Origin of the sequence: Microcella sp., assembly GCF_033763155.1 — a bacterium.
Taxonomy (GTDB): domain Bacteria; phylum Actinomycetota; class Actinomycetes; order Actinomycetales; family Microbacteriaceae; genus Microcella.
Genome location: NZ_JANRKZ010000223.1, coordinates 1 through 5,523, shown reverse-complemented (window position 1 = coordinate 5,523; position 5,523 = coordinate 1). Strand labels below are relative to the sequence as shown.

The 5,523-nt window shown below is 65.7% G+C and carries 5 protein-coding genes and 1 pseudogene; 2 read left to right on the top strand and 4 right to left on the bottom strand.

All coding sequences use genetic code 11. The annotated features are described in order from the left end of the window. Together SFU54_RS09575 and SFU54_RS09570 are read left to right on the top strand one after the other, a co-directional pair. Positions 1-438, top strand: a 438-nt coding sequence (locus SFU54_RS09575; RefSeq protein WP_319016049.1) for a CPBP family intramembrane glutamic endopeptidase, incomplete at its 5' end; no start/stop codon positions are given. 36 nt (positions 439-474) lie between these two features. Further along, complete coding sequence (locus SFU54_RS09570) at positions 475-2,952, top strand: DEAD/DEAH box helicase (RefSeq protein WP_319016050.1); 2,478 nt, start codon at positions 475-477, stop codon at positions 2,950-2,952. Between the two features lie 9 nt (positions 2,953-2,961). Here SFU54_RS09570 and SFU54_RS09565 read toward each other — a convergent pair whose 3' ends face one another. From SFU54_RS09565 to SFU54_RS09550, 4 genes and pseudogenes are all read right to left on the bottom strand, one after another. Further along, on the bottom strand, positions 2,962-3,666 hold the full coding sequence (locus SFU54_RS09565) for a DUF2510 domain-containing protein (protein ID WP_319016048.1): 705 nt from the start codon (positions 3,664-3,666) through the stop codon (positions 2,962-2,964). A 179-nt stretch (positions 3,667-3,845) separates the two neighbouring features. Next, positions 3,846-4,148: a tryptophan synthase subunit alpha gene (locus SFU54_RS09560; RefSeq protein WP_319016047.1), complete on the bottom strand. Its 303-nt coding sequence runs from the start codon at positions 4,146-4,148 to the stop codon at positions 3,846-3,848. A 54-nt stretch (positions 4,149-4,202) separates the two neighbouring features. After that, positions 4,203-5,087 (bottom strand): DUF2510 domain-containing protein, encoded by an 885-nt coding sequence (locus SFU54_RS09555; RefSeq protein ID WP_319016046.1) that lies wholly within the window; start codon positions 5,085-5,087, stop codon positions 4,203-4,205. Positions 5,088-5,133: 46 nt separating this feature from the next. After that, a pseudogene (locus SFU54_RS09550) lies at positions 5,134-5,523 on the bottom strand (DUF2510 domain-containing protein); the annotation flags it as partial.

Genomic DNA, 5,523 nt, shown 5'->3' with positions numbered 1-5,523 from the left:
GTTCCGTTTCTTGGCTGGCTGATTCTGCCGTTCTACTTCATCACCTCGGGTGCCTACCAAAACTGGCCCGCGGTGAGCGAGTGGAGCGAGGTGTTGCGGCTCTTTATCGGCGTCAACGCCGTCGGCATTTGGGACGAGTTGTTCTTCATCTGCACGTGTTATGTGCTCTTGTTGCGGCATTTCCGCGTCGTCACGGCGAACATCTTGCAAGCCATCATCTTCGTGAGCTTCTTGTGGGAGCTTGGCTACCAGGCCTGGGGCCCCCTCATGACGATCCCCTTCGCGCTGCTGCAGGGATGGATCTTCCACCGCACGAAGTCGCTCACCTATGTGATCATCGTGCACTTGCTCTTCGACCTCGTGGTGTTTCTCGCGATCGTGCACGCCCACAACCCCGGCGTGTTCCCGTTCTTCTTGGTGCCGAGCCCCGGCAGCTAACCCTGGCAGACTCGAGACGTGAGCCTTCTCGAGTCGATGCCCCGCCCCTACGAGGCCGGCGCCGCGTTCGACGCCATCGAGAATTGGGCCGTCGGGCGCGGCCTCACGCTGTATCCCGCGCAAGAAGAAGCCATCTTCGAGCTCGTCGCGGGCGCGCACGTCGTGCTCGCCACCCCGACCGGCTCGGGCAAGAGTCTCGTCGCCGTTGCCGCGCACGCCATCGCTCTCGCGCAGGGCCAGCGCACGTACTACACGGCGCCGATCAAGGCGCTCGTGAGCGAAAAGTTCTTCCAGCTCGTCGACATCTTCGGGGCTGAAAACGTCGGCATGGTCACGGGCGACTCGAGTGTTAACGGCGACGCGCCCATCATTTGTTGCACGGCCGAGATTCTCGCCAATCAAGCCCTGCGCGAAGGCGCCGACCTCGCCGCGGGCATTGTCGTCATGGACGAGTTTCACTACTACGCCGACGTCGACCGCGGGTGGGCGTGGCAAGTGCCGCTGTTGACGCTCACGAACGCGCGCTTCTTGCTCATGAGCGCGACCTTGGGCGACGTGTCACCCATCGCGCGCGACCTCGAGCGCCGCACCGGGCATCCGGTGAGCGAGGTGACGCATACTGAGCGTCCGATTCCGCTGACCTTTGAGTATGTGAAGACTCCCGTGCATGAGACGGTCGAGGCCTTGCTCGAGAAGGGCCAGGCACCGATTTACATCGTGCACTTCAGCCAGGCCGCGGCGATGGAGCGCGCGCAAGCGCTCTCGAGCATCCGCATTGTGAGTCGTGAACAGCGCGACGAGATCGCTGAGGTGATCGGCGACTTTCGTTTCTCGACCGGCTTCGGTACGACGCTCAGCCGCCTCGTGCGCGCGGGCATCGGGGTGCACCACGCTGGCATGCTGCCGAAGTATCGCCGGCTCGTCGAGGTGCTCGCGCAGCGCGGCCTGCTGCGCGTCATTTGTGGCACCGACACGTTGGGCGTCGGCATCAACGTTCCGATTCGCACGGTGCTGTTGACGGCGCTCAGCAAGTATGACGGCGTGAAGATGCGGCAGCTCAGTGCGCGCGAGTTTCACCAGATCGCGGGCCGTGCCGGTCGAGCCGGATACGACACCGCGGGGCTTGTCGTCGTGCAAGCTCCCGATCACGAGGTGGAGAACCACCTCGCCACGACCAAGGCCGGTGACGACCCCAAGAAGAAAAAGAAGATCGTGCGCAAAGCCGCGCCCGCGGGGTTTGTGACGTGGAGCGAGACGAGCTTCGAGCGACTCGTGGGCGGCGCGCCCGAACCGCTCGACAGCCGCATGCAGGTGAGCGCTGCCATGCTCATCAACCTCATCGCACGCGGGGGAGACGTGTTCGCCAACGCCCGCGCCCTGCTGACCGACAATCATGAGCCGCCGCACCGGAAGCGCGAGCTGGTGAAGCGCGCACTCGGAATCGCGAAAACCCTCGTGCGTGCCGACGTCGTGATGATCGATCGAAGCGTCGAACCAGCCGCCATCACCCTCACGGTCGACTTGCAACCGAACTTCGCCCTGAACCAGCCGCTGAGCCCCTTCGCCCTCGCCGTCATTGGCGTGCTCGACCACACCGACGCGAACTACCCGCTCGAGGTCATCAGCGTCATCGAAGCCACACTCGACAACCCCCGGCCCGTGCTCGCGCAACAGCAGTTCGCCGCCCGGGGCGAAGCGATCGGCGCAATGAAGGCCGAAGGGCTCGACTATGACGAGCGCATGGAAGCGCTCGACGAGGTCGAGTATCCCAAGCCTCTCGACGAGTTGCTCACGGCGATGTTCGAGACCTTCGCGGCGACTCAACCCTGGATTCGCGATGTCGAGTTGCGCCCCAAGAGCGTCGTGCGCGACCTCTATGAGAAGGCCATGACGTTCACCGAGTATGTGAGCCACTACAAGCTCACGCGCAGTGAAGGATTGATGCTGCGCTACCTCAGCGACGCCGACCGGGCGATTCGGCAAACCGTGCCCGACGAAGCGAAAACCGACGAGCTGCGCGACATCATCGAGTGGTTGCGCGAACTCGTGCGGCAGATCGACTCGAGCCTGCAAGACGAGTGGGAGCAGCTGAGCAATCCCGCGGCCACGCCGAGCGACGAGGCCGTGTTGCCGCCCCGGCCGCCGGATGTCACGACCAACCGCCGGGCATTTCTTGTGCTCGTGCGCAACGAACTTTTTCGCCGCGTGCAGCTCATGGCCCTACAGCGTGACGACGACCTTGAGGCGCTCGACCCCGACGCCGGGTGGCCCGATGCGCTCGACGCCTACTACGCCGATCACGATGAGGTGCTCACGGGGGGCAATGCGCGTAGTGCATCCCTCGTTCAGATCGATGAGGCGCCGACGGATGCTCCCGGCACGTGGCGCGTGCGCCAGGTCATCGACGACCCGGCCGGAGACCACGACTGGGGCATCGACGCGGTCGTCGATCTGGCGGCGAGCGTCGACGCCGGATTCGCGGTCGTGAGTGTGCTCGGCCTGCGCCGCCTGTAGTGCGTGCCGTTAGATCAGAGCGCCGCGCAACACGTCGTACACGGGGGTGAAGAGCCCAACGTTGATGAGCACCGCCGTGATGCCGAGGTTCGTGAGCAACGGAGCCCAGCCGTGGCCTTCGGTTTGGCGACGCACGACGATCGTGCGTGCCGTGAGATAGCCAATATCGCCCAGAAATGCCCAGGCCCAGTGCGCGCGCCGCATGTGGCCCCATTCGTCGAGCGTGATGCGGTCGCGGCGCACCCACATGATGAGCCACAGCACGGGGATGATGGCGGCGCCCGCGATCCACAAGAACGGGGTTGACTCGAACCCCGCGAGAAGGGCCGCGGCGCCTTGTGCCAGGGCGGTGACGAGGGGGGTTGCCGCCAGGGCCCACGACGCAGGCGTGCTGGCGCGATCGGGCACATAGCTGATCACCTGCGGCGCCGTTCGAATCGCTGCGTCGGGCCCTGCTGCCGACCCGGGCGACCACGAGTAGGGCGCCGAATAGTTGTAGGGCTCGACGGCAGCGGGGGCGGCGATGACGGTCGACCCGCCGCCGCTCGCGTCAATCGTGGCCACGTGACCGGTAATTGCCTGTTCGGCCGGATGCTCGATCACCGGTTTCGGGCGTGTGTGATGGCTCCAGACGGTGCCATCCCACCAGCGCAGGCGCAACGCAACATCAGGGTCGTCATACCACCCTGCTTCTGGACCGTGCGAGTTCGTCATCGGGAATCCTCACCAGCACTTCGGCGCGGGAATGAGAAGCCTCATCGGGTAATGGGGCACGTCTCCGCCGGTTCCATGGTAGGACTCGGCCGATTTTTGCGGCAGAGGAGGTTCGGCCCCCCTTAGGGGGACACAAAAACTCAGCTTTTTCGGGGTGGTGACCGTGTGTGACGAGCCGGTTAGTGCGCGAGCCGACCGAGCATCGTCCATACCGTGGTCGTGAGGTCGGGGTGGTCGAGCGCTATCTGACGCAACAGTCGATAGTCGCGTGTCGGGGTCGGCAGGCGGCTGTCGTCATCGCGAATGCGCTCGGCGCGCAGCATCCACACGACCAGTTCATCGACCGTCGGCAGGTCGGGGATGAAGTCCCACGGGTCTTCACCCCCGCGCGCGCGAGCGTGGATGATCGTCTGCAGTTCATCGTGTGCCTCGGCCCGCAACACCTCGAGGCTGGCACCTCGGCGATTGCGCGTTTCGTCCACCCTGCGAGCCTACGGCCGCGAGATCACACCGCCCTGAGTGTGGGGCGGCATCGGCTATCGCGGCCCGCCCATGAGGGATTCCACGCCCGTGGGGTCAATCGCAATCCACACGGCGAACACGGCGAGTTGCGCGACGATCCACACGACTAAGGGCCACGGCGGAACCCCGGTCGTGCGCGCGATTCTCACGCCCCGCACCGCAAGGTATACGGGGGGCGCGATGAGGCCCGTGATCCACGGGGCCGTGCGTGAGTGCCCGGCAGCGCGCATCAGGCGCGTGTCTTGCCCGGCGAGCGCCGCCGTCAAGACGAACGGCAGGGTGACGGCGAGAATCCGCGTCATGGCTGAACTGTCACTCACGGGGGCAGAGAAAGCCAAGAACACGAGCAACGCCTGCGTCAGTGGCATGGTGGCCATCAACCAGATCGAGACGGTGTTGACCCGTAAATGCAGCGGGTTTCGCGTTGCCCGAGCCGTGCGGTGGGCGGCTGCCGTGAGGCTGTTGCGAATGCTGAAGGGTTCGTAGGTCGTCGACCCGTGGGGGGCGAGCGCGGTCGACGCGGGGTAGGTGCCGGGCCGAGACGAACGGAGAGGCTTGCCCGATTGGGGGTCGAGCGTGTGAAGGGGCATCGACTCGGCGGCTCGAGCCGAGTCACTGGGAGACACGGTCGCGGGCGCGAGACCGACCGTCGCTGATGATGCGATCGCGGCGCTCGACGGTCGACTCGATGATCCGCTCGCGGCTGCCGTCGCCGAGGTGACGGCGGCAAGAGTCTCATACGACACGGCCGGGCTGACCGGCGTTTCGAGAGCGGCGACGTGGTGCGTCCACTGCGAGCCATCCCACCACCGTCGCTGCGTCGCGATGCCCGAGGCAGCCACCTGCACGGGGTCGGCATACCACCCAGCGGGAACGTGGATGGCGGAGTTTCTGCTCATCTCGTTCTCCTTGGAGCGGCGGTGGTTCGTGGTGGGGCCGGTGTGACTAGCGCGTCAGACTGAAGACGCCCCAGTCGTCGACCTGCCAGGCGATCCAGCCGTTCGAGCGCTGCAGGCTCACCGTGATGACCACGGGGTTGCCGTTAGCGTCGGTCGCGGGGCACCGCAACTGCTGCCCGATGAACAAGGGTGGCGTCGGCGGGCAGTCGACCATCATCGCTCCACCGATGCTGCGTGCGGTGAGCTCGATGCTGTTGGATGCCTCGTTCGCAAAAACGGCCGGGAATGCCGAGATGACCAGGCCGGGCACGGCGAGCACCGATGCCCCCATGAGTCCGCCGAGAAGCAGGGCGACGCCCACGGGAGCGAAAGCGGTGCCCGAAATGCGGCCCAAGCGAACCGCGCGGGCCATGAGATAAACGGGGGCGCTCAAGAC

Bases quoted from the DNA above. Each gene is read 5' to 3' on its own strand.
- SFU54_RS09570 (WP_319016050.1), top strand. From the start codon at position 475: ATGCCCCGCCCCTACGAGGCCGGCGCCGCGTTCGACGCCATCGAGAAT.
- SFU54_RS09565 (WP_319016048.1), bottom strand. From the start codon at position 3,666: ATGACGAACTCGCACGGTCCAGAAGCAGGGTGGTATGACGACCCTGAT.
- SFU54_RS09555 (WP_319016046.1), bottom strand. From the start codon at position 5,087: ATGAGCAGAAACTCCGCCATCCACGTTCCCGCTGGGTGGTATGCCGAC.